20 protein-coding genes are annotated in these 18523 nt (G+C 66.2%); 13 read left to right on the forward strand and 7 right to left on the reverse strand.

Features of this window, described 5'->3' with window-relative positions; all coding sequences use genetic code 11:
* Positions 1-7 precede the first annotated feature (7 nt).
* The 4 genes from C1927_RS00745 (at position 8) to C1927_RS00760 (ending at position 2893) form a co-directional block, all read left to right on the forward strand.
* Positions 8-445, forward strand: a complete 438-nt coding sequence (locus C1927_RS00745; protein WP_079224699.1) for a rhodanese-like domain-containing protein — start codon at positions 8-10, stop codon at positions 443-445.
* 99 nt (positions 446-544) lie between these two features.
* Positions 545-1063 (forward strand): protein-export chaperone SecB, encoded by a 519-nt coding sequence (gene secB, locus C1927_RS00750; protein WP_079224701.1) that lies wholly within the window; start codon positions 545-547, stop codon positions 1061-1063.
* Between the two features lie 20 nt (positions 1064-1083).
* A complete protein-coding gene (locus tag C1927_RS00755) occupies positions 1084-2109 on the forward strand; it encodes an NAD(P)H-dependent glycerol-3-phosphate dehydrogenase (protein WP_079224703.1) in 1026 nt (341 codons plus the stop codon).
* Between the two features lie 109 nt (positions 2110-2218).
* Entirely contained in the window at positions 2219-2893 is a 675-nt protein-coding gene (locus C1927_RS00760) for an Ivy family c-type lysozyme inhibitor (protein ID WP_108745669.1), read from the forward strand.
* Between the two features lie 43 nt (positions 2894-2936).
* On the opposite strand, the gene C1927_RS00765 is transcribed toward C1927_RS00760, so the two are convergent.
* Genes C1927_RS00765 through C1927_RS00775 form a run of 3 tightly spaced genes read right to left on the reverse strand, consistent with a single transcriptional unit; the run spans position 2937 to position 4425 of the window.
* Positions 2937-3215, reverse strand: coding sequence for a hypothetical protein (locus tag C1927_RS00765; RefSeq protein ID WP_108745670.1), 279 nt, complete (start codon positions 3213-3215; stop codon positions 2937-2939).
* Positions 3216-3241: 26 nt separating this feature from the next.
* The gene (locus tag C1927_RS00770) at positions 3242-3742 is read right to left on the reverse strand and encodes a hypothetical protein (protein WP_108745671.1); all 501 of its coding nucleotides are present in this window, start codon (positions 3740-3742) and stop codon (positions 3242-3244) included.
* A 20-nt stretch (positions 3743-3762) separates the two neighbouring features.
* A complete protein-coding gene (locus tag C1927_RS00775; protein ID WP_159095263.1) occupies positions 3763-4425 on the reverse strand; it encodes a hypothetical protein in 663 nt (220 codons plus the stop codon).
* 294 nt (positions 4426-4719) lie between these two features.
* Here C1927_RS00775 and C1927_RS00780 point away from each other — a divergent pair, with 294 nt between their 5' ends.
* Complete coding sequence (locus tag C1927_RS00780) at positions 4720-5439, forward strand: GNAT family N-acetyltransferase (RefSeq protein ID WP_108745673.1); 720 nt, start codon at positions 4720-4722, stop codon at positions 5437-5439.
* Between the two features lie 80 nt (positions 5440-5519).
* Here the strand turns inward: C1927_RS00780 and C1927_RS21570 are convergent, their stop codons facing one another.
* The gene (locus C1927_RS21570) at positions 5520-5969 is read right to left on the reverse strand and encodes a hypothetical protein (protein ID WP_216821165.1); all 450 of its coding nucleotides are present in this window, start codon (positions 5967-5969) and stop codon (positions 5520-5522) included.
* A gap of 128 nt (positions 5970-6097) precedes the next feature.
* On the opposite strand from C1927_RS21570, the gene C1927_RS00790 reads away from it, so the two are divergent.
* Positions 6098-6556, forward strand: coding sequence for a hypothetical protein (locus tag C1927_RS00790; RefSeq protein ID WP_152027156.1), 459 nt, complete (start codon positions 6098-6100; stop codon positions 6554-6556).
* 42 nt (positions 6557-6598) lie between these two features.
* Here C1927_RS00790 and C1927_RS00795 read toward each other — a convergent pair whose 3' ends face one another.
* Both C1927_RS00795 and C1927_RS00800 read right to left on the reverse strand, forming a co-directional pair.
* Positions 6599-7624, reverse strand: a complete 1026-nt coding sequence (locus C1927_RS00795) for an LLM class oxidoreductase (RefSeq protein ID WP_079224716.1) — start codon at positions 7622-7624, stop codon at positions 6599-6601.
* A 10-nt stretch (positions 7625-7634) separates the two neighbouring features.
* Positions 7635-8270: a glutathione S-transferase family protein gene (locus C1927_RS00800; RefSeq protein WP_079224718.1), complete on the reverse strand. Its 636-nt coding sequence runs from the start codon at positions 8268-8270 to the stop codon at positions 7635-7637.
* Positions 8271-8515: 245 nt separating this feature from the next.
* Between C1927_RS00800 and C1927_RS00805 the strand changes: the two genes are divergently transcribed.
* The 7 genes from C1927_RS00805 to C1927_RS00835 all read left to right on the forward strand — a co-directional run bounded on the left by C1927_RS00805 (position 8516) and on the right by C1927_RS00835 (position 17395).
* A complete protein-coding gene (locus C1927_RS00805) occupies positions 8516-9433 on the forward strand; it encodes a LysR substrate-binding domain-containing protein (RefSeq protein ID WP_108745674.1) in 918 nt (305 codons plus the stop codon).
* A gap of 104 nt (positions 9434-9537) precedes the next feature.
* Positions 9538-10029 carry a hypothetical protein gene (locus C1927_RS00810; protein ID WP_254051521.1) on the forward strand — a complete coding sequence of 164 codons (492 nt, stop codon included), beginning with the start codon at positions 9538-9540 and terminating at the stop codon, positions 10027-10029.
* A gap of 3 nt (positions 10030-10032) precedes the next feature.
* A complete protein-coding gene (locus tag C1927_RS00815; RefSeq protein ID WP_108745676.1) occupies positions 10033-10401 on the forward strand; it encodes a hypothetical protein in 369 nt (122 codons plus the stop codon).
* Positions 10402-10505: 104 nt separating this feature from the next.
* On the forward strand, positions 10506-13079 hold the full coding sequence (locus C1927_RS00820; RefSeq protein WP_108745677.1) for an excinuclease ABC subunit UvrA: 2574 nt from the start codon (positions 10506-10508) through the stop codon (positions 13077-13079).
* 178 nt (positions 13080-13257) lie between these two features.
* A complete protein-coding gene (locus C1927_RS00825) occupies positions 13258-16251 on the forward strand; it encodes a TonB-dependent receptor (protein WP_108745678.1) in 2994 nt (997 codons plus the stop codon).
* Positions 16252-16416: 165 nt separating this feature from the next.
* Positions 16417-16746, forward strand: a complete 330-nt coding sequence (locus C1927_RS00830; RefSeq protein ID WP_108745679.1) for a hypothetical protein — start codon at positions 16417-16419, stop codon at positions 16744-16746.
* Positions 16718-17395 (forward strand): hypothetical protein, encoded by a 678-nt coding sequence (locus C1927_RS00835; RefSeq protein ID WP_216821166.1) that lies wholly within the window; start codon positions 16718-16720, stop codon positions 17393-17395. Before C1927_RS00830 ends, C1927_RS00835 begins: the two co-directional genes overlap by 29 nt.
* A gap of 59 nt (positions 17396-17454) precedes the next feature.
* Here the strand turns inward: C1927_RS00835 and C1927_RS00840 are convergent, their stop codons facing one another.
* Positions 17455-18486, reverse strand: a complete 1032-nt coding sequence (locus C1927_RS00840) for a methionine synthase (RefSeq protein ID WP_108745681.1) — start codon at positions 18484-18486, stop codon at positions 17455-17457.
* Positions 18487-18523 lie beyond the last annotated feature (37 nt).

The raw sequence follows: 18523 nt of genomic DNA on the forward strand, positions 1-18523 counted from the left end.
GACCTGAGTGAATTACGAAGAGTTGCTGGCCTTCGCTGGCCGAAACCCGATGCTGTCCGCGGCCCTGGTCGGCCTGACCGTGGCCCTCATCGTCACCGAAATCCGCCGCCTGTTCCGGGGCTACAAGGGCATCAAGCCGGCCGAGCTGACCCACCTGATGAATGCCGGTGGCGCGGTCGTGGTTGATCTGTCGCCCAGCGGTGACTTCGAAAAGGGCCACATCGCCGGCAGCCGCAACGCCCAGGCCAGCGCCTTCGGCGCCGAGCACAAGCTGGTGGCCAACGCCAAGCAGAGCCCGGTGGTCCTGGTGTGCCGCAGCGGCAACGCTTCGGAAACCGCCGCCAAGGCGCTGAAGAAGGCCGGCTTTGAAAAGGTCTTCGTGCTGGAAGGCGGCATTCCCGCCTGGCAGCAGGCCGAATTGCCGCTGGTCAAGGGCCGCAACTGATTGCAGGGGATGGCGGAACTGGCCTTGTATGGGCCCGCCGCCGCCCCCATCGCTGTAGTTCGACCATCGTTTTAATCGCATTCATTGGAGTTACTGGAAATGTCCGAAGAGACCACCAACGGCGCCGTTGCGCCGGTCGATGCCGCCACCGGCCCCGCGTTCACCGTCGAGAAGATCTACGTCAAGGACGTTTCCTTCGAATCGCCGAATGCTCCGACCATCTTCAATGACCAGGTCCAGCCGGAACTGCAGCTCAACCTGAACCAGCAGGTGCAGCGCCTGGGCGAGAACGCCTTCGAAGTCGTGCTGGCCGTCACCCTGACCTGCCAGGCCGGTGAGCGCACCGCCTACGTGGCCGAAGTGAAGCAGGCCGGCGTGTTCGGCCTGGTCGGCCTGGACCCGCAGTCGATCGACGTGCTGCTCGGCACCCAGTGCCCGAACATCCTGTTCCCGTACGTGCGCCAGCTGGTCAGCGACCTGATCCAGGCCGGCGGCTTCCCGCCGTTCTTCCTGCAGCCGATCAACTTCGAAGGCCTGTACGCAGAAACCCTGCGCCAGCGCCAGGAGCAGGGCGACGCACCGTCGCTGGCTGACTCCGAGCCGGTCGGCAACGCCTGATCACCGCCGCGACGTCACGGATGAGCACTACCGCTGACAAGATCGCCGTGCTGGGCGCTGGTTCCTGGGGAACCGCGCTGGCCACCCTGCTTGCCCGGCACGGTCATCCGACCGTGCTGTGGGGGCGCGATGCCGCCGTGGTCGAAGCCATCGACCAGCGCCACGAGAACCCGCGTTACCTGCCGGGCATCCCGTTGCCGGACAGCCTGCGTGCGACCACCGACATGGCGGCCGCCCTGCAGGATGCCGCCTGGGTGCTGGTGGTGACGCCGTCGCACGCGTTCAACGAAACCGTGCGTGCGCTGGCACCGCTGCGTCCGGCCGGTGCCGGCGTGGCCTGGGCCACCAAGGGCTTTGAACCCGGTTCGGGCCGCTTCCTGCATGAAGTGGCGCGCGAGATCCTGGGTGACGACGTGCCGCTGGCCGTGGTCACCGGGCCCTCGTTCGCCAAGGAAGTGACCCTGGGCCTGCCCACCGCCATCACCGTGCACGGCGACGTGCCGGAGTTCGCGCAGACCGTGGCCGAAGCCATGCATGGCCCGGCGTTCCGCGCCTACACGGGCGATGACATGGTCGGTGCCGAGCTGGGCGGCGCGATGAAGAACGTGCTGGCCGTGGCCACCGGCGTGGCCGATGGCATGCAGCTGGGCCTGAATGCCCGCGCCGGCCTCATCACCCGTGGCCTGAACGAGATGCTGCGGCTTGCCGCGGCGATCGGTGCCAAGCCGGAAACCCTGATGGGCCTGGCTGGCCTGGGCGACCTGGTGCTGACCTGCACCGGCGACCTGTCGCGTAACCGTCGCCTGGGCCTGGCCCTGGGCCGCGGGCAGACGCTGCAGGATGCCGTGCGCGAAATCGGCCAGGTGGTGGAATCGGTACAGACCGCCGACGAAGTGATGCGACAGGCGCGCCGCCATGGCATCGACCTGCCGATCTCCGACCGCGTGCGTGCCGTGCTGCACGGCGAACAGACGCCTGCAGAAGGCCTGCGCGCCCTGCTGGCGCGGGAACAGAAGCCGGAATACCCGGACACGCTGTTCAAGTGAATCGAAAAGCCCCGGCCACGCGCCGGGGTTTTTTTACGGGTTCAACCCGGCGGAATGCCGGCACCGCGTAGAATCCCTCCGTCGCAGCCCACACACCCAAGGACAGGGAATGCAATCCCGCAACATTAGCCTCTCATGGATGATCGCGCTGCTCGCCGCGTGTTCGCAGGCGCCGGCACCGCAGGCCGGTGGCGAGCCCACGCCCGCCGCTGAAGCCGCAACCGATGCAGCCGCCGCCACCGCCACGGCGGTCGAACCCGAACCCTCCGTTGAAGACGGCGTCGACCCGTCGGTGTGGGACAACGAGGGTGAGCCGGAACAGGAAAGCCCCGGCGCGGAACTCACCTGCAAGGACAATCCGCTGGCCACCCAGTTCTTCACCCTGGTGGGCGGCAACACCGTGGATGACTGCGGGCGCAAGGACCCGAAGGTGCTGGCCGCATTCAACGCGCTGATGCAGAACACTGCCGCCGCCGAGGCCAGCAACAAGGAGATTCCCTCGCTGCGCGAACGCCTGCTGAGCGGCCCCAGCGGCCCCGGTGAGCTGGAGACGCTGCAGGGTGAGCCGTGGTGGTTCTACACCGCCTGCCAGGCCCACGATTGCCCAGGGACCGCGCTGGCGATGCTGTATTCGCCCGGGCAGTCGAAGATGGTCGGCCGCCTGACCGCGCGCTGCCGCGTGTGGTGGCTGGGCGAGCCCACTGCCGCACAGCGTGAGCTGATCGAGCAGCGGCGGCCGCTGGACGATGCTGCGTTGACGGAAGACAGCGCGCTCTGCGAGTGACGCAGCGGTGGCGCCGGGTCACGCCCGGCGCATCGCGGGTGGTTCAGTCGTGCGGTTCCGTGCGCCACGCCATGCCGGGCGCAGGCCGCATGGCGGTCATGCCCGGCAGCAGGTCCGAGATCCCGGAAAGTTCAGGATGCTGGTGCACGACCCTTTGCATGGAAACGACGCGCGCCTGGGATGGATCGGCTTCGGTGCCATCGAGGAACGCCCAGGAGTGATCATCGGCATAGTGCGTCACGACCAGGACGGGACTGCCGTCCAGCACGGCCTGGCAGGTGATGCACGCTACGTTCGGGGCCTGATCGAATGTCCATTCCATCGTCGCGTTTTCCACGTATATGTCGCTCAACCGTCAAGCTGCTCAGCAAGCATTTCAGCCTGCTGCGCGTAGAAGCGGGCTGATACTTCGTTCTTCTGCGATCTGAACACCGCACTCGCTGCGCGAGCGGTGCTGGCAGCGGTGGTGAAGGCATCGGCGCGATCCTGCCAGGGGTTGTCATCGTTGGATACCAGATCGCCGTCTTTCCAGCGGCCCAGCACAAAGCCGCCCTGATCGTCCCGGCGGGTATCGATCACGCCGATGACCGGCACCCCGTTTTTCAGTTCGCCGTAGAACGCCTCGCCCGCGACCGTTCCATCGCGACGGCGCAATACGCCCAGGCCGGTCGCTTTGCCGCCGGTACAGTCGCCGATCCAATAGGTCGGCCCCGAGGGCAGGGAGCGGGGCGCCTTGAAGCTGCATCCGCTCGCGGGGTCCTTCGCCCAGCCCGCATCCGGCATTTCCTGGCTGGCGACCGTAGAGGTAAAGGCCAGCGCGAACAGTGCGCTGAGGAGGGCAGGTTTCATGTCAGATCTCCTTTCGACATTCAGCGGCAGGGGTCTTCATCGGGCGAAGCGTTGGGGTAAGGGCAGGGAAGGAAGCCGATGTTGCCCAGCTCGGCAAGATTGGTCTGCATGGGGCCGCCGGGCACCTGCCATCGGCCATCTTCCTTGACCGCGCCAAGCTCGGCGTGCTGTTCGTGGTCGATCAGCCGGGCAAGGAAGGGAAACACCGCGCGCATGTCACTGCGCAGGGCCCACGCGGGAGGATCCACGATGCGATAGCGGTAGCGCACCACGCCGTCTTCGCCGCGGCTGATGCTGGTGATCTGCTTCCGGCCAAAACAGAGGTAGGGCGACGGCGGGCTGCCAGGACCGATCGCTTCCAGCTGCAGATAGGGCTTGCCCGTTTCGGTAATGGAAATGCGCGCTTGCGGCGTCACGTTGGCACGGTTCACCACCGGTTCGCGTCGAATGAGGTCGGCGGCGATCAGGGCCTCAATGCCGGGGCTGGCGAGATGTTCCGCGCTTTGCTCGATCGGCCACTCGGGTGCCACCAGCACCGCGCATACCTTCGAGCCGTCCATCTGGGCGCGCAGATCAGCGGTGATGGATGCCGCGTCATCGCGGGTACCGCACGCGGCCAGTACGAGCGGCAACATCGCAGCGCACGCAGTGCGCATCATGGTGCGGCGAACAGGGTGCCTCATGGCGCAGTCTCTCCTTGCGAAATTCCATTTTCCCGCCGCAGGCGACCAGGGATTTGTGAGCTTCGTCGCAAATGCTTTGGCTGTGTTGTTGAATCTAGCATGTCAGGCTCGCGGCCACGGCAAGACCGGCTTCCACTGTGAGGTCTGCCCGCTGTGCAGCGCACCGCTCCGTCTGGAGTCCGGCATACTCGGCGAATGCTGCGCCCAACTGTCGGCATCTCATTCAAGCCGATGTCGCTTTGCGGCGCAGCTTGATTCCAGCGTTTCGGACGACCGCAAAGAAGGAGCGCAACGATGTGCCAGTGGAGCCCTGCCGTTGTCTCCCATTGGGATGGGCTGTTCGATGCCGGCATCCGTGTGCCGACTGCAGGCGACTTCAGTCTGGTGATCAACCCGCATCTCACCGTCGAGCGCCGCGCAATGGTGATGGTGAATCCGCATGGCAGCACGCGTGCGGCACTGTCTCCCTCCATTGCTTCGGCCCTGGGAATCGCGCCGGACAGTCTGCCGGTCTCATTGCAAGGTCTGCGCGAGGCCCTCGGTGCTGCCGGCGTCGAGATGCACGCGCCCGATGTCATCTACTACGCGGAAACTGCGGGCGCATCCACGACGCAAGCCGACACGTCGCCCGAGGTGCGCGTGCTGAGGCCTGACGATGCAGCGCTGTTTGATGGCTTCATGGCACAGGTGCCGGCAGACGACCAGGACGATGCGTCCGTGGAACTGGGGCACTGGGCGACCTTTGGCGCGTTCGTCGAATCGGAGTTGCTGGCGGTCTCCAGCCTCTACCCCTGGGGCGGCGTGGCAATCGCCGATATGGGCGTGCTGACCATGCCGAGCGCGCGCGGCAAGGGCCTGGCACGGTCGCTGGTGCGCGCGATGATTGATTACGCCAGCGAGCGCGGACATGAAGCGCAGTACCGCTGCCAGTTCGACAACGTGGCTTCGAATGGCCTTGCAGAGTCCCTCGGGCTGACGGCGTATGGGATGTGGGAAGTCGCCCGCTCGCCATAGGGCTGCCGCGATCACAGCGCGGCCAACTGTCCGTTCGTCGCGGGAACGGCGCACTGCAGGCGCGAGCGAACTGCCCGGCTTCAACCAGGCCCGGGCAGGTCAATGCTGGCCGCGCGGAACATTTTCGAAACGCGCGCCGCGTAAGCACGTGCACTGGGCATTCGAATCTTCCTCAGGTAGGCGGTGATGTCAGACGATTCGTCACGCAGGACCAGGTATTCGACCAGGTGGCCGATGGGCATATGCAGGTTGGCCGCTTCATTGACGATATTGTCCGCACCGCCATCTGCTTCAGAGAAGGCAACGAGCTTCTGCGCGATGTAGTTGAACGTCTGGAGGCGTTCGGTTGTGATCAGCTCACGCAATGCGATGGGCGTGGTACCGGCGTGCTCCAGCCAGCCTTCATGCAGGGCTACGATCAACGGCTCCACGGCAGCGTCGTGGTCGAAGCGCTGGTGCTCGAGATGCGCGTCCAGTGCGAGCACGTAGTCGCGATAGACAGCAGAGGCGAGAAGATCCTTCAGCGTCATGGGACATGACCTTGGAAAACTCCGGTTATAGCGAAACAGGTCGCCATGGGCAAAGCCCCCGCACTGTGGTTCGTGGATAATCCGTGCAACCGGGGCCCGTGGGTCCGTCTGACAGGGAGTCGGATGTCATGCTCGATTGGCTGAAGCGAATCTGGGAAGGTCCCGTTGTCGCAACAGCGGAACATCCACTCTTTGGCCCCATGGAACTCACCAGGATTCGTGGCGAGGAGACATGGGAGGCGGAGTCCGTTCCCGTTGGAGACCGGACAGTCGCCGTGTACTTCAGAACCTCCGGTTCGCAGCTGCCCTCGGAGGCCCAGATCGGGTTCCTGCAGGACACGACACGCGACGTGGAGGCGGCGTTTCAGAAGGCTGCCAGCGTCCTTGCACCTGCGTACGAGGAAATCCATGGGCCGCTGACGACGTCCCTGCGCGAAAAGTTCCAGTTGTCTGGCATCGAGGTCCCGTTGGATGGCAACCCAACCCGTCCATGGATGCTCCAGTTCGAGACACTCAGCGGTCGCTATGCGTTGTTCACTGTCTACTTCCAGGATGGGGCGGCGGTGGACGTTCAACATGACAGCTGACGCCATGACACCCCCAGGATCAGGACGGTCCCGAGCCGCGTTCTACCAGTCCGGCGACTGACCCGGCATTCCGGCAAACGCCGGAAACAGGGGCAGCACCTCTTCGGCAATCTCCTGGATGACCTCGGCGGCAGGCCGGCGTGAGTACTGGATGCCGAGCGCGGCGTGATTCACGCCTGCCGCACGCCAGGCGTCCAGCAGGGCAATCAAGCCCTTCCGGCCGGTACGCAACGTGTGGCCGCCCTGAAGGGGAACACGCGGGTGGTCGGCGTCGTCCACCAGATCCAACCATTCGTTGGTGATGTGCGGCCGGAAGCCGCCGTCGGGAATCAGCGATCGCCACGCCCGGATCTTCGCCGCCAGCCGTGCGGGCCCGTGCGCGTCATGCGTGCTATCCGGGTAAGTCAGCCATCCATCGGCGTGCTCGGCAATCCATGGCAATGGCTGGCGGGCGCCGCCGGTTACGATCAGGGGAATGCGCGCGGTGGGCGGGGGCAGCAGCTGCAGGCCCTGGTCCGTCCACGCATGGCCGGCGCGGCTGCCGTCGGCGGGTTGCCACCATCGGCGCATCGCCGGCAACGCCTCGGCAAAGCGCTCACCACGGGTGGCGTGCTCGATGCCGTACGCGGGGAACTCCACCGCGCGGTCGCCTGACGCCGTGCCCAGCACCAGCCGCCCGCCCGACAGCACGTCCAGCGATGCCGCCGCTTTGGCCAGGTCAACGGGGTTGCGTAGCGGCAGCACGACGCTGCCGGTGGCCAGTGCCACCCGCTGAGTACGCGCGGCGAGCCACGCCAGATAGGTGAAGGGATCGAAGACCTGGCCGGCATCGCCGAACATCGGATCGAACAGGGGCACATCGCGCACCCACACGGCAGCGAAGCCGTGGCGGTCGATGGCCTCGACCAGGCGGCCTTGCCCTTCCAGGGCGCGCATGTCGCCTTCGTAGAAGCGCAGCGGCAGGAACATGCCCAGGGTCAGTTCACCCGCGCGGAACATGCGCTGGTAGCCAGCGTGGTTGGTGAACGCAGGCGCAGATGCGCCCGTGGTAGAGATCGTCGATGTCATGGCGTGTCCTTCAGGGGCCGGTTGCAGGTTCGGGAATGCGCACGCCGCGTTGCACGGCCGGCCGCTCGCCTACCTGCTGGTACCAGCGCCACAGGTTGCGATGGCGACGGAAGTCGATGTCGATGAGCTCGGCGATGTGCAGCCAGGCGAAGTGGGCGATATCGGCGATCGAGTACTCCGCGCCGGCAAGATAGGCGTGGTCGGCAAGGCGAGCGTCCAGCACGCTGAACGCATCCTCGCAAAGTCGCTGGTAGCGCTGCACGGCGGGCAGGTAGCGCTCTTCGGCGAAGTGCTCGAAGTGCACGCGCTGGCCCAGGATGGGCCCGACGCTGGCGGCATGGAACATCAGCCAGGTGATGGCATCCCAGCGTGCGGTGGGCGCACGCGGCAGCAGTCCCTGCCCGTGCTCGGCCAGGTACAGCAGGATGGCTGCCGACTCGAACACCACCTGGCCGCGTGCGTGGTCCACCAGGACCGGGATGCGGCCGTGCGGGTTGAGGGCAAGGAACCCGGGGCTGCGATGCTCGCCCTGGTCGATGCGGACATGGCTCACCTGGTAGGGCAGGCCAAGTTCTTCAAGCGCGATGCTGGCCTTGAAGCCGTTCGGCGAGCTGTCGGTGTACAGATGCAGGGAAGGTGCGGACACGTGGGTTTCCGGTGATGGGCGCAGGCACGATGCAGGTGCGCCACCGTTGGTCAGGTGACGCGTGGGGACGGTGCTGCAGCAACCGGACCAACAGTCTAGGAAGCATGCGCAGGCAGTGGAAACGAGTTGTACTGCGCGTGGAAGTGAGCTGCGCTGAACACTGCGGGCATGCCACGACAACACGCGCTGCGCTCGCTATGCTGCCGGCGCGTGGCCCATGCATGGCCAGATCGAGGAGAACGTTCGTGGGCGCAGTCCTGCCCTTGCTGGCCTTGCGGGCCTTCGTGGAAACCGGCAGGCATGGCAGCTTGACCGCGGCCGCCAAAGCCATGGGCGTAACCCCGGGGGCGGTGAGCCTGCAGCTCAAGCAACTGCAGGATCGACTGGGGGTCTCCTTGTTCGATCGCACGCGCCATGGCGTGGTGTTGAGCGCCGCAGGCGCGCGCGTGCATCCACAGCTGCTGCAGGCCTTCGACCAGATCAGCAGCAGCCTGCAGGTGCTGGAAAGCAGCCGCGCACGCACGACGCTGCGCATCAGCGCGGCGCCCAGTTTTGCCGCGCAGTGGCTGGCGCCGCGCTTGGCCGGTTTCAGTGCCGCCCATCCTTCCATCGATGTACGGCTGGATGCCAGCCCGCGGCTGATGGATCTGCGTGCCGATGGCGTGGACGTCGCCATCCGGCATGGGCTGGGCGTCTACCCCGGGCTGCAGAGCGAGCACCTGCTGGCACCGGTGCTGCTGCCGGTGGCCAGCCCTGCGTTGCTGGCGACGGTGGCACCCGCCACCACGCCGCAGGACTGCCTGCGCCTGCCCCTGCTGCAGGACAGCGAGCGCAGTGACTGGCGGCTGTGGTTCCAGGCACTGGGCCTGGCGGCCGACGACCAGCTGGAACGCGGCCCTGCCTTCGACGATGACCTGCTGCTGGTACGCGCCGCTGTGGCAGGCCAGGGCGTTGCCCTGGTGCGTGACATCCACGCGGTGGATGAGCTGGCGGACGGGCGCCTGCAGGTGGTCGTACAGGCGCCGTGGCCGCAGGCGTTTGCCTACTACGCGGTGACCCGCGAGGACGTGCCTGCGGAGCGGGTGGAAGGGGTAACGGCGTTCATGGACTGGATGCGCGGCGAACTGCGGACGGCTGGCACCGGTCATGCGCCAGCTTGTTAGCCGGGCCGGGCCACCCTAAGATCACGCTGCATCAAGGGGAAGCCCGCCAATCGCATCGCCGGCGCCAAGGGCCGGATACCAGGTAGCCGAATGCCATGAGAAGAATGTCCCTGATGCTGCTCGCTCTGGCGCTTGTGGCGCCGGTGGCGCCGGTGGCTGCCGCTGCTGGAGGCCCTTCGGCACCGGTGCTGCTCAAGCGCATCGCCAGCGAAGGCGGGCGCAAGGTGCTGTGGGATCTCTGGGACCATCCGCGGCAATTCGACCAGGTCATGTCCGGCATCGAGTCAGGTGATCCTTCGTGGCTCAAGGTTGCGGCTGCGCTCAGGCCATACTCGGATGCCGGCGCCTCGCTGTCCCTCACCTACGCGGTGGCGCGCGCGCTGCCGAAAGCGCCGGAGAACGTGTTGGCTTTGATCCAGCAGGGCTTCAAGATCGATGACATCTGCACATCGCCTTTCATCGAGCCGGAACCGGGCGTTGCCGAAGCGTATGAGCGGGAGACGCTCAAAGCGCTCGCCGCGGTGAAGGGCGCTTCGCTTGCACCTGTTGCAGCAGAGTGCGCCAGGCAGGTCCGGCCTGGCATGGACGCCAGGTAGGGCATGGGCATTTTTCGCCGTCGGCTGATCTACGTTCAAGTACACCAGGACCACTTCCTGGTTCGCGTTGTGGGTGAAGGCAGAACCATTCGCCGGCAGTGCCATGCACTGGGTAGTCGTGCGGGTGCGCCGAGAGACTTCTCCGCCATCCGACGTCATCTCAAGGCAGCGTTTTCGGAGATGAAGTCCGGATTCTCACTTCTCAAGCCGTGGGCGCTGCTGCACTTTGACCCCATCGCGTACCCGGTGACCAAGCAGGAACTTGCAGCGTTCCAGCTCGCTGCCGTGCGCAGCGGGGTGGGCTTCTGCTGGCTCTCCACGTGGGAAGCGCCGCATGAAGACAAGGATCTGTTGTCCATTTTCAAGCGGTGATCCACGCACCGGGCGCGCGCTCACCCACATTCACCCCGCAGCGGCGAGAATGCATCATCGGGCACGCGTTGATGCGTGCCACTCACTGCCCGCAGGTCGCGAAGATGTCCAACACTCCCTTTGGCGAATCGTCATGCGCTGCCACCGCCAGTGGCTGCGTCGACGTTCGCGGTGCGCGCGAGCACAATCTCAAGAACATTGATGTCTCCATTCCGCGAAACGCGCTGGTGGTGTTCTCCGGCGTCTCCGGCTCCGGCAAGTCATCGCTGGCCTTCGGAACCGTGTATGCGGAAGCGCAGCGACGCTACTTCGAGTCCGTCGCGCCTTACGCGCGGCGCCTGATCGACCAGGCGGGCGTGCCCGACGTGGATGCCATCGACGGGCTGCCGCCGGCGGTAGCACTGCAGCAGCAGCGTGGTGCCAGCAATGCGCGCTCATCGGTGGGCAGCGTGACCACGCTGTCCAGCCTGGTACGCATGATGTATTCGCGCGCCGGGTCCTACCCGGCCAACCAGCCCATGCTGTACGCCGAGGACTTTTCACCCAATACGCCGCAGGGCGCCTGCAGCACCTGCCACGGCCTTGGCCATGTGTATGAGGTGACCGAGGCGCTGATGGTGCCCGATCCTTCCCTCAGCATCCGTGAGCGCGCCATCGCCTCCTGGCCACCGGCCTGGCACGGCCAGAACCTGCGCGACATCCTGGTCACGCTGGGCTACGACATCGACGTGCCGTGGAAGACGCTGCCGAAGAAAGCCCGCGACTGGATCCTGTTCACCGAGGAGGCGCCGAGCGTGCCGGTCTATGCGGGCTTCACCCCCGCAGAGACCCGTGCCGCGCTCAAGCGCAAGCAGGAGCCCAGCTACATGGGCACCTACACCGGCGCGCGCCGCTACGTGCTGCACACGTTTGCCAATACCCAGAGCGCACTGATGCGCAAGCGCGTGTCCCGCTACATGGAGGGCAGGCTGTGCCCGGCCTGCGAGGGCAAGCGGCTGAAACCCGAGGCACTCTCGGTCACCTTCGCGGGCGTGGACATCGGCGAGTTCATGCGCCTGCCACTGGACCAACTGGCGGAGCTGCTGCAGCCGGTTGCCGAAGGTGATTTCAGCGGCTACGGCACGCGTGCCCGCGCGGGCCGGAAGGCAGCGCTGTCGGAAGAGAAACAGCTTGCGGCGCAGCGCCTCGCGGGCGGGGTGATGGCGCGCGTGCGCCAGCTGCGTGGCCTGGGCCTGTGCTACCTGTCACTGGATCGCGCGACGCCGACGCTGTCGGCCGGCGAACTGCAGCGCCTGCGGCTGGCCACGCAGTTGAGCTCGCTGCTGTTTGGTGTGCTGTACGTGCTCGATGAGCCATCGGCGGGCCTGCACCCGGCCGACAGCCAGGCACTGTACGACGCGCTGGAGCGGCTGCGTGACGGTGGCAACTCGGTGTTCGTGGTCGAACACGATCTGGAGCTGATGCGCCGCGCGCAATGGCTGGTGGATGTGGGGCCGGAGGCGGGTGAGCACGGCGGGCGCGTCCTCTACAGCGGTGAGCCGGATGGACTGCGCCAGGTCGAGGATTCCCGGACGGCGCTGTATCTGTTCGATCGGGTGGCGGCGCCTGCCAGCCGGCAGCGCAGTGCCTCGAGCTGGCTGGAGCTGAAGGACATCCACCGGCACAACCTGAAGGGCGTGGACGCGCAGGTGCCGCTGGGCGTGCTGACCGCAGTGACCGGGATCTCCGGTTCGGGCAAGTCGAGCCTGATGGCGCAGGCCTTGCCTGAGCTGGTGCTGCTGCACCTGGGCCACGAGCCTGCGGAAGACACTGCAGATGCGCCGCCGACCGATGGCCCCACGGTGATCGAGGCAACACGCGGCCGGCTGGCCGGTGATGTGGATGCCCTGCAACGCGTCGTGCAGGTGGACCAGAAGCCCATCGGCCGTACGCCGCGATCCAACCTGGCGACCTACACCGGGCTGTTCGACCACGTGCGCAAGCTGTTCGCCGCGACGCCCACCGCGCGCCGACGCCGGTTCGACGCCGGTCGCTTCTCGTTCAACGTGGCCAAGGGCCGCTGCGCAACCTGCGAAGGCGAGGGCTTTGTCAGCGTCGAACTGCTGTTCATGCCCAGCGTCTATGCGCCGTGCCCTACCTGCCATGGGGCGCGCTACAACGAGGCCACGCTGAAGGTGCTGTGGAAGGACCGCAACATCGCCGAGGTGCTGCAGATGACGGTGGACGAGGCGCATGCGTTCTTCAGCGAGGAAGAGGCCATTGCGCGCCCGCTGCACCTGCTGCGGGACATCGGCCTGGGCTACCTGCGGCTGGGCCAGCCCGCCACCGAGCTCTCGGGTGGCGAGGCACAACGCATCAAGCTGGCCACCGAACTGCAGCGCAGCCAGCGTGGCCGCAGCCTGTACGTGCTGGATGAGCCCACCACGGGCCTGCACGCATCGGACGCGGACCGGCTGATGGTCCAGCTGCAGCGCCTGGTGGATGCGGGAAACACGGTGGTGATGATCGAGCACGACATGCGCGCGGTCGCGCAGGCGGACTGGGTGATCGACGTCGGCCCGGGTGCGGGCGGGGCGGGCGGCACCATCGTGGCGAAAGGCACGCCGCACCAGGTCGCTCGGGCCGAGGGCAGCAGGACGGCACCCTTCCTTGCGAGCGCGCTGAAGCGAAGCGGCTGAGGCGAGGTCCGCGCGCTGGACGGCGCACATCTCCACAGCGGTATGGCCATCGGCCAACAGTACATAACCACTGGGCATTTCAGCATTGGGGCGCGAGCGGGGTTAATGAATGTGCAGTGTCTGGCGCGCCCGTCGTGGCGCGCAGGCAGCGCTTCCCCCACTACCCGTACGCCCCACGATGACGACAGCTCGTTCCTCACTGCGCCCGCGATTGCTGGCGTTGGCGGTGTTGCTTGCCACCGCGTCCCCCGCACTTCATGCGCAGTCCACCACCGGCGCGATCGCCGGCCTGGCCCCTCCCTCCGCGCAGCGCATCTTCGTCCGCAGCGATACCGGCCTCACCCGTGAGGTGACGGTGGATGCGCGCGGCCGCTACACCATCGGCCAGCTGCCGCTGGGCCGCTATTCCGTGGAGGCGCGCGATGCCGACGGCAAGGTGCTGCAGACCCGCGAGGGCGTTGCGCTGACGGTGGGCACCAGCACTGAAGTGTCGTTCGGCGAGGTGACCCGCCTGGATGGCGTGCAGGTCAGCGCCGACCGCGCGGCCGCCGCAATCGACGTCAGCAGCGTGGATTCGCGCACGGTGATCACCGCCGAGCAGCTGCAGCGCCTGCCGCTGGGCCGCTCGGCCGAGGCCATCGCCCAGCTTGCGCCGGGCGTGGTCGGCAACGGTGGCAACGGCAGCTACGCCGGCCCGACCGGCGCGCAGCTGGTCAGCTTCGGCGGTTCGTCGGCGGCCGAGAACGCGTACTACATCAACGGCTTCAACAGCACCGATCCGCTGCGCGGCCTGGGCGGCCTGACGCTGCCCTATGGCAGCATCGACCAGCAGGAAATCTACACCGGCGGCTACAGCGCCAAGTACGGCCGTTCCGATGGCGGTGTCATCAATGCCGTGGGCAAGCGCGGCACGAACGACTGGCACTTCGGCGGCCAGTTCACCTGGGAGCCGGCGTCCACGCGCTCGGACAAGGATGATGTGCGCTACCCGGGCGACGGCGCGCTGTACTCGCCGGAGAGCAAGGACCGCGAGTGGGTGACCACCCAGAGCATCTACGCCGGCGGCCCGCTGATCGAAGACAAGCTGTTCTTCTTCGGCTCCTACGAGCTGGAACGCCGCGAAGGCACCGACGTCAAGAACGTCGAGGCGACCAATGCCTACTCGAAGTATGAGTACAACCGTCCACGCTGGTACGCCAAGCTGGACTGGAACATCACCGACAATCACCTGCTGGAACTGACCGGTGCGTCCAGCCGCAATGTCTTCCGTGGCGACATCTTCGCCTACGACTACGACACGCTCACCCGTGGCGCGCAGCGCGGCAAGGAAGACACCACCAAGACCGGCGGCGACCTGTGGACGGCCAAGTACACCGGCTACCTGACCGACCGGCTGACGGTGAGTGCGCAGTACGGCGAGATGAAGACCGATGATTACATCGGCAACCCGGCCTACGATGGCAGCCTGACCTACATCAACAGCGCCAACCTGCAGAATCCGGCACTCAATGGTGGCACGCCGATCACCAACGCGCAGACCACCTCGCTGCTGGTCGATCCTGCGCGTGGCAACCGCAGCAACAACCTGCGCCTGGATGCGAACTATGTCCTGGGCGACCACAGCATCACGGTGGGCATCGACAACCAGAACGCACGCGCGCTCAACCGTGGCTCGGTGGCCTCGGCCGATGGCTACTACTGGATCTATGGCCAGTCCAACCCGAACGTGCCGATCAACACCGGCCTGGGCGTGCCGGCCACCGGTGGCATCCGCAATGGTGCAGACGGCTACTACGTGCGCCAGTACATCTACAGTGCGCTGGCCTCGGTTCGTGCTTCGCAGCGGGCACAGTACATCGAGGACAACTGGCAGGTGAGTGACCGCCTGCTGCTGAACCTTGGCCTGCGCCTGGACCAGTTCACCAACTACAACCGCGACGGCGATGCGTACATCAAGCAGACCAGCGGGCAGTGGGCGCCGCGGCTGGGCTTCAGCTGGGATGTCGGCGGCGACGGCCGCTTCAAGGTGTTCGGCAACGTGGGCCGCTACTACCTCGCACTGCCGCTGAACCCTGCGTTCAACGCAGCCGGTGCAACGCTGGCGACGTCCACCTACTACACCTACGGCGGCATCGACAGCAACGGCTACCCGACCGACCTCACCGCGTTCTCCGATGCGGTGTCGTCCAACAACAACTACGGTCTGCTGCCGGACGCGAAGACGGTGGCCACCTCCGGCATCAAGCCCTCCTTCCAGGATGAGTTCATCCTCGGCTTCACCAAGGCACTGGGGCAGGACTGGGTGTACGGCGCGAAGGCGACGTACCGCGTGCTGCGCAGTGGCGTGGACGACTACTGCGATATCGATGCGGTACTCGGCAAGGCCAGCAGCCTTGGCTACAACGTCACCAAGGACAGCAATCCGGTCAGCTGCTGGCTGATCAACCCGGGCCGTGCCAACACCTTCAACCTGGTCGACACCAGCGGCAATTACGTGAGCGTGCCGCTGACCAATGCCGAGATGGGCTTCCCGAAGTTCAAGCGCAACTACTACGCGGTGAACCTGTCGCTGGAACACCCGTTCGATGGCCGCTGGTATGGCCGCGCCGACTACACCTGGTCGCGCAGCTACGGCACCACCGAAGGCCAGCTGCTGTCGGGCATCGGCCAGACCGCGGTGTCGACCACGCAGGCCTGGGATTATGCCCAGCTGATGGAGCACACCAACGGACCGCAGAGCAATGACCACACCCACCAGTTCAAGCTGCATGGCTACTACCAGCTGACGCCGGAATGGCTGCTCTCGGCCAACGTGCGGGTGATTTCGGGTGCGCCGTTCAGCGCGCTGGGTTCCTATGGCCCGGATTTCGAAGATCCTTCCGGCTATGGCATCGCCTACCACTTCTACAACGGCCAGCCGGCGCCTCCGGGCAGCCAGGGACGGCTGCCGTGGCTGAAGCAGCTGGACCTGGGCGTGTCCTACCGCCCGGCCGCGGCCGATGGCCGGCTGGGCTTCAACCTGGATGTGTTCAACGTGTTCAACAGCCAGGTGGCGCTGTGGAAATCGCCGTACTCCGAGCTGGACCCAGGGCAGCCCGACCCGCTGTACGGGGCGGCGACGGTGCGGCAGGCGCCGCGCTCGCTGCGGGTGAGCGTGAGCTACGACTACTGAGGGAGAAATGCGGAGCGGGTAGGGGAAGGATCCCCTGCCCGCACGGGAAGCAAGAGACCCGGTGCAGGCCCTGTGCGGGCATGGCAGTATCCGAAGAACGGCAGGCACGATCCTGGTGCGTGGTGAACGCAGCCATCTGCCCATCTTCGAGTGGAAGGAACCCCGGTGCGCGAGAGAGTCATCCGCTTCAATGAAGCCCAGGCGAAACGATTCTGTACCCGGTTGTGGCTTGAGCTGACCGTGGCAGGCCGAAGTCTCTGGTCGGACCCAGACCTCTCCCCGGCAACGCAGCTCAACGGCCTGAAATGGGTGAATGAGATCCAGCACCGCGTCTGGGGTGCGTATTCCTGCCCTGGCGAGGGAAAGCTGGCTGTCCTGCTCGAGCAGATCGTCGCAGCCTGTGAGCAGGCCCCCAAACTGGGAGCGGCGCTGCGGAGTGCACTGGATCGGGCGGTGGACGCTGCGAATGACGTCGCCGATGCCCAGCATCCGTAAATCGACCGTACTCCGCCTGAGCATTGCAGGCGCCATCCTTCTGGCCGGCGTGGTCGCGTATCCGTTCGCCCGGGACAGCTGGCAGGACCTGCAGTCCCGACGTGCCCAGGAGCGCGAATTCGTCGCTGCGGATGACCTCGACCAGCAGGCCATCGTGAGGGCGCTGCTGATCCGGGAGCTTGCCATGGTGGTGCCCTGTGCACCGTCAGTGGCCTGTCCTGCGCCGGTCATCCACTTTGACCGGAATACGGCAACGCTTCGCCCGCTCAGCGGCGCCGGGCCATGGACGGCGTACGAGGTGCGATCTGCGCTACCGATGAGGTCCCTGGTCGATACCGGGGATGCATCACTGCCGCCACCCCTGCGGGAACTGCTGCAGCGGCTGGTGCAGCGCTCAGCAGTGAACGCAGACCCGGCATTGCCGGGCATCATCTATGTGAGCGACCCCACACTCCTGCCGCCGCTGGGCACGCCCCATGCCTGTGACGGGCCGAGGGGGCCGATGCTGGTGAGGATCAGCAGGGCGGCCGTGCAGGCCTCACAGGGGATGGCACTGGCGCTTGTGGTGCCGACCTACTGTGATCGAAGTGGGAACACGTGGGTGGCGAGGCTGCAGCGAAATGGCACGCAGTGGCAGGTTGTCGAGTAGCCCAGCGGTGATGCAGCCGCCGGGCGTGGCCCGGCGCTACCGTGGTTGGAAGCGATGCATCACCGCCCGGCCAGCTCCTCGCGCACGATCTGTGCGCCGGCACTGAGCGCCCGCAGCTTGCCGCGCGCCACCTCACGCGACAGCGGCGCCATGCCGCAGTTGGTGCAGGGGTAGAGCTTGTCGGCATCGACGAACTGCAGCGCCTTGCGCAGGGTGTTGGCCACTTCTTCCGGTGTTTCCACCGTGCTGGACGCCACGTCGATGGCACCCACCATCACCTTCTTGCCGCGCACCAGCTCGATCAGGTCGATGGGCACGTGCGAGTTGTGGCATTCCAGCGAGATGAGGTCGATGCTGGACTGCTGCAGCTTGGGGAAGGACTCTTCGTACTGGCGCCACTCCGAGCCCAGCGTCTGCTTCCAGTCGGTGTTGGCCTTGATGCCATAGCCGTAGCAGATGTGCACGGCGGTTTCGCACTTCAGCCCTTCGATCGCGCGCTCCAGGGTCGCCACGCCCCAGTCGTTCACCTCGTCGAAGAACACGTTGAAGGCGGGTTCGTCGAACTGGATGATGTCCACGCCTGCGGCTTCCAGCTCCTTCGCTTCCTCGTTGAGGATCTTCGCGAATTCACAGGCCAGCTTTTCGCGGCTCTTGTAGTGCGCGTCGTACAGCGTGTCGATCATGGTCATCGGGCCGGGCAGCGCCCACTTGATCGGCTGTGCGGTCTGCCGCCGCAGGAACTTTGCATCCTCGACGAATACGGATTTCGGACGGCTGACCGCACCGACCACGGTCGGCACGCTGGCGTCGTAGCGGTTGCGGATGCGCACGGTCTCGCGCTTGTCGAAGTCGACGCCGTCGAGGTGTTCGATGAAGGTGGTGACGAAATGCTGCCGTGTCTGCTCGCCGTCGCTGACGATGTCGATGCCGGCGTGCTGCTGTTCCTGCAGGGACAGGCGCAGCGCGTCGTGCTTGCCTTCGGTCAGTGCTTCATCCTGCAGCTTCCAGGGCGACCAGAGCTTTTCGGGCTCGGCGAGCCAGGAGGGCTTGGGCAGGCTGCCGGCGGTGGAGGTGGGCAGTAGTTTCTTCATCGTGTATGGGGTCTTTGTCCTGGGGGAGGGAGATGCG

The sequence above is a fragment of the Stenotrophomonas sp. ZAC14D1_NAIMI4_1 genome, from assembly GCF_003086775.1.
Taxonomy (GTDB): domain Bacteria; phylum Pseudomonadota; class Gammaproteobacteria; order Xanthomonadales; family Xanthomonadaceae; genus Stenotrophomonas.